We start from the raw sequence: 4,007 nt of genomic DNA on the forward strand, positions 1-4,007 counted from the left end.
GCGCGGGCCTACGTGGACGCTGAACAGGCGGCGGCCACCCCCGATCATGGCAACTAACGCCTGGGTACGGCTCGGTGCGCCGGTGAAGGGCCGCAAGGTTCCCGGCACTCGAATCGTCGCGGTGGTGTCCCTGCTGGTGGGCTACCTTGCCTGCCTCTACACGATCGGCAACGGCAGCAACCTGGATTACTCCGACGCCCAAAGCCACCTGACCATTGCCCGGCGCATCTTCGACAGCAAAGCACCCGGCTTTGAACAGTTGGGCACCGTATGGCTGCCCATGCCCCACCTGCTGCTGGCTCCGTTCGTGCTGAACATGTGGTTGTTCAGTACGGGCTGGGCCGCCGGAATCCTGGGAATCCTGGCATTGTCCGCCACCACCACCGGGCTGTACTTGATCGCCGCGCGCCTGGGGTTGGGCCGGGCCGGACGGCTCGCCACCACCCTGGTGGTCCTGGCCAACCCAGCCGTCCTCTACGTCTACACCACGGCGCTGACCGAGCCGGTGCTGATCATGTGCATTGTGGGCGGCATGGCCGGGCTGGCGCATTGGGCAACCAGCCGACGCCGGATGAGCGCCGGAGAGCTCGCCGTTTTCGCGGGGATTCCCTCGGCCGCCGCAGTGCTGTCCCGGTACGAAGGCTGGGCGCTGGTGATGACAGGGACCATCTTTGTCCTGATCGTGTCCATGCGTCGTACCCGGGCTTGGCGGGAAGCCCTGGTCATGGCCGGCGGCTATGTGATGATCCCGGCCGCAGCTGTCCTCTGGTGGATCTCCTACAACTGGGCCATCTACGGGAACCCGCTGGAGTTCATGTTCGGGCAGTACTCCGCCTACGCCCAGCAGAAAAACATCACCGACGGCGGCCTGTTGCCAACCAAGGGCAACGCGGGACTCACGCTGACTACTTTCCATTGGTCGCTGCTGGAGACAGTCGGCGTCGTGGTCCTCGCCTTGGCGGCATGCGGCGCCGTCGTGCTAGTTTTCCGGAGGGGATTTGCCAACAGCACCTTGTTGGTGGCGGTGACCGGCAGCGCCTACGCCTTTGCGCTGCTGAGCCTGTTCCTGGGCCAGACGGCCATCAACAACGATCATTCGCTGCCCTCGACCTGGTGGAACAACCGGTTCGCGTTGACGGCCTTACCGCTGGTGACCATCCTGGTGGCCGTCTTGGTGGAGGAGGTGACCCGGCCTTTGCGGCTCAGGGCCGTTGTGATCGGCGCTTTGCTGGCCGGGCTGGTGATGCAGAACGTGTGGTGGGCTGGGGACCCCGCAGGCCGGCTTGCCGTGTTGGCAGAGGGCCGGATGTCCGCAGAATCCACCGCGAACTCCACCGCCGCCGCACGATGGCTCAAAGAGCATTACCAGTCCGGCGGAATCCTGATGGATGAGAGCGCCAGGGGCAACGCCGTGCTCCCCGTCATGGGAATTCCGCTCAAGGAAATCTATAACCGGGCCTCCGGGGACTACTTCGGTCCGGCGCTCCAGGACCCTGCAAAGTACGCACAGTGGGTGTTCGTGAACGTTGAAGCCGGGACGGGAGCGCGGGATTCCGGGCCCACTGATCTGGTGTACCAGGCGATCAGCACAGACCCATCCTTCACGGTCCAATACTCCTTGGCTTTCTCGACTCCCACCCACCGGATCTATGAAAGGTCCTCGCACTGATGACTTCGTCCCCTGACCTTGCCGATGCCACCATGAACCGGCAATCGATCGGCCAGACGCTGCTCGCTGCCGGACTCGTCACCCCCGAACAGCTGCAGCGTGCGCTGGACCGGGCCGCCAGCGAGGGCGGCTTGCTGGGCAGGCACCTGATCCTGGAAGCCGGGCTGGACCGCCGTCGAATATATGAAGTGTTGGCCCGGCATTGGGATGCGCCGCTGGTTGACTTGGTGGCCGAACCCGTGGATGACCGGCTGATGGAGCTGCTCGGCTACAGCGGGTTGGGGGAGCCGCGATGGCTGCCGTGGCGGATGGACGGAGACGTTCTGACGGTAGTCACTGCGGTGGCCCCCTCCGCAGCGATCGCCGAGGAGGCCGCCCTGAGGTTCGGGGCGGGCGACGTCATTTTCCGCACCACCACTGACTGGGACATCAACCAGTCAATCCAGCGTTCCTTCCGCCGCCACCTCCTCTACGAATCCGCCGAGCGCCTCGCGGAGGAACGCCCGGGGGAATCTGCGCGCATTGCCCTGACACCGTGGCAGCGAATCCTTCCGGTAGTCCTGGTCCTCGGAATCATCGCTGCGTTCGTGTTCTCACCGCTGACGGCGGTGATCGTGCTGTTGGCAGCGGCGAACATCGTCTTCCTGGTGAGCATCGGCTTCAAGACGCTCGCCAGCCTTCGCAGTCCCTTCGACCGGATGCACGACGCCGCCGTGCTCAAGGCCCGGGACAAGGAGCGGGCCAGCCGCGGCCTGCCGCCCCTGGCTGAAGAAAGGGTTCCCGACGCCGAGCTACCCGTCTACACCATCCTGGTACCGGTGTTCCGGGAAGCGAACATCATCGACAAACTGCTGAACAACCTGGGCCAGTTGGACTACCCCCGCTCCAAGCTGGACGTCCTGGTTCTCCTGGAAGAAGACGACGCAGAGACCATCGCAGCGGCAAAGGCTTCGCGACCACCGGAATACGTCCGCATCCTCATCGTGCCCAAGGGCGAACCGCAGACCAAGCCCAGGGCCTGCAACTACGGCCTGACATTCGCCCGCGGCGAGTACGTGGTCATCTACGACGCCGAGGACCGCCCCGAACCCGGCCAGCTGCGTGCATCCATCGCAGCGTTCAAACGCGACGAATTCGAACGCGAACACCTCAACCCGAACCGCAAACCGTTGATCTGCGTCCAAGCCGCGCTGAACTACTTCAACGCGGACCAGAACGTCCTGACCCGGATGTTCACTATCGAATACACCCATTGGTTCGACTCGATGCTTCCCGGCTTGGACAACTCAGGAATTCCGCTTCCGCTGGGCGGCACCTCCAACCACTTTGTCACCTCGCTGCTCAAGGAAGTGGGCGCTTGGGACCCCTGGAACGTCACGGAAGATGCGGACCTGGGCCTCCGGGCCGCCGTGGACGGATACCGGGTGGGCGTCATCAACTCCACCACCTGGGAAGAAGCATGCTCGCAGGTACCGGCATGGATCAAGCAACGTACCCGATGGATCAAGGGCTACATGGTGACCTCCGCCGTCAACACCCGGAACACTATGCGGTACATCAAAAGCACAGGCGTTGCCGGCGCCGTCGGGTTCCTGGGCCTGATCCTGGGCACACCTCTGGCGTTCCTGGCCTACCCGCTGGTGGTGGGCTTCACTGTAGTCACGTACATCGGCTACGACATTGTTGGCCTGGTCCTGCCCGGATGGCTGCTGGTGGGCGGCGTGGTGTCCATGCTGTTCGGCAACGCCATGATGATCATCGTCTCCGGGGTGGCCACCTTCCGCAGGCACGGCTGGAGGATCGCCATCTTCGCGCTGCTCAACCCGTTCTACTGGGTGCTGCACTCCATAGCGGCCTGGCGGGCGGCCTGGCAGATGCTCACCAGCCCGCACAAGTGGGAGAAGACGCCGCACGGCCTTGAGGCCGAATATCACGACGACGGCCACTGGGTTGGCTGATCTTGAGCAAATCTTGAGCAAATGCCGCAGTGAGATTGAGTAAGCGTAGCCACACTGATCTCAAAGCCGCAGGATGACCAGCTGAGGGGGTTGGACACGGTGCTCGATGCTTTCTCGGTACGGGTTGCTTTAGGCGTGATTACAGTGACCCTCCTGGTGCTGTTCTGCGCCTCCTTCCACCGCACCCGCTCGCCGTATGCCGGCTGGTGGAGCCTGGCCCTGCTGGAGTTCATGGTGGGCAACGCAGCCTTCCTGCTCAACGGCACCCCCCACCAGCAGTGGGCGAATCCCGTGGGCAACATTTTGGTGGTGGCCGGAGCGTTCAGCGTCTGGGCAGGAGCAAAAACCCTGCGGGACCGGAAAGCCGCGCCCTGGCAGCT

Annotated in this window: 2 protein-coding genes and 1 pseudogene; all 3 read left to right on the forward strand. The window is 64.0% G+C overall.

The features are described from left to right. Positions 1-19: 19 nt before the first annotated feature. Positions 20-1,669, forward strand: coding sequence for a glycosyltransferase family 39 protein (locus HP499_RS21665; RefSeq protein ID WP_253951736.1), 1,650 nt, complete (start codon positions 20-22; stop codon positions 1,667-1,669). Further along, entirely contained in the window at positions 1,669-3,627 is a 1,959-nt protein-coding gene (locus HP499_RS21670) for a glycosyltransferase (protein WP_253951735.1), read from the forward strand. Before HP499_RS21665 ends, HP499_RS21670 begins: the two co-directional genes overlap by 1 nt. A 90-nt stretch (positions 3,628-3,717) precedes the next feature. Further along, positions 3,718-4,007 (forward strand): annotated as a pseudogene (locus tag HP499_RS21675) (GGDEF domain-containing protein); the annotation flags it as partial.

Source organism: Paenarthrobacter sp. CM16, from assembly GCF_013179505.1.
In the GTDB taxonomy this organism is placed as follows: Bacteria; Actinomycetota; Actinomycetes; order Actinomycetales; family Micrococcaceae; genus Arthrobacter.

Bases quoted from the DNA above. Each gene is read 5' to 3' on its own strand.
- HP499_RS21670 (WP_253951735.1), top strand. From the start codon at position 1,669: ATGACTTCGTCCCCTGACCTTGCCGATGCCACCATGAACCGGCAATCG.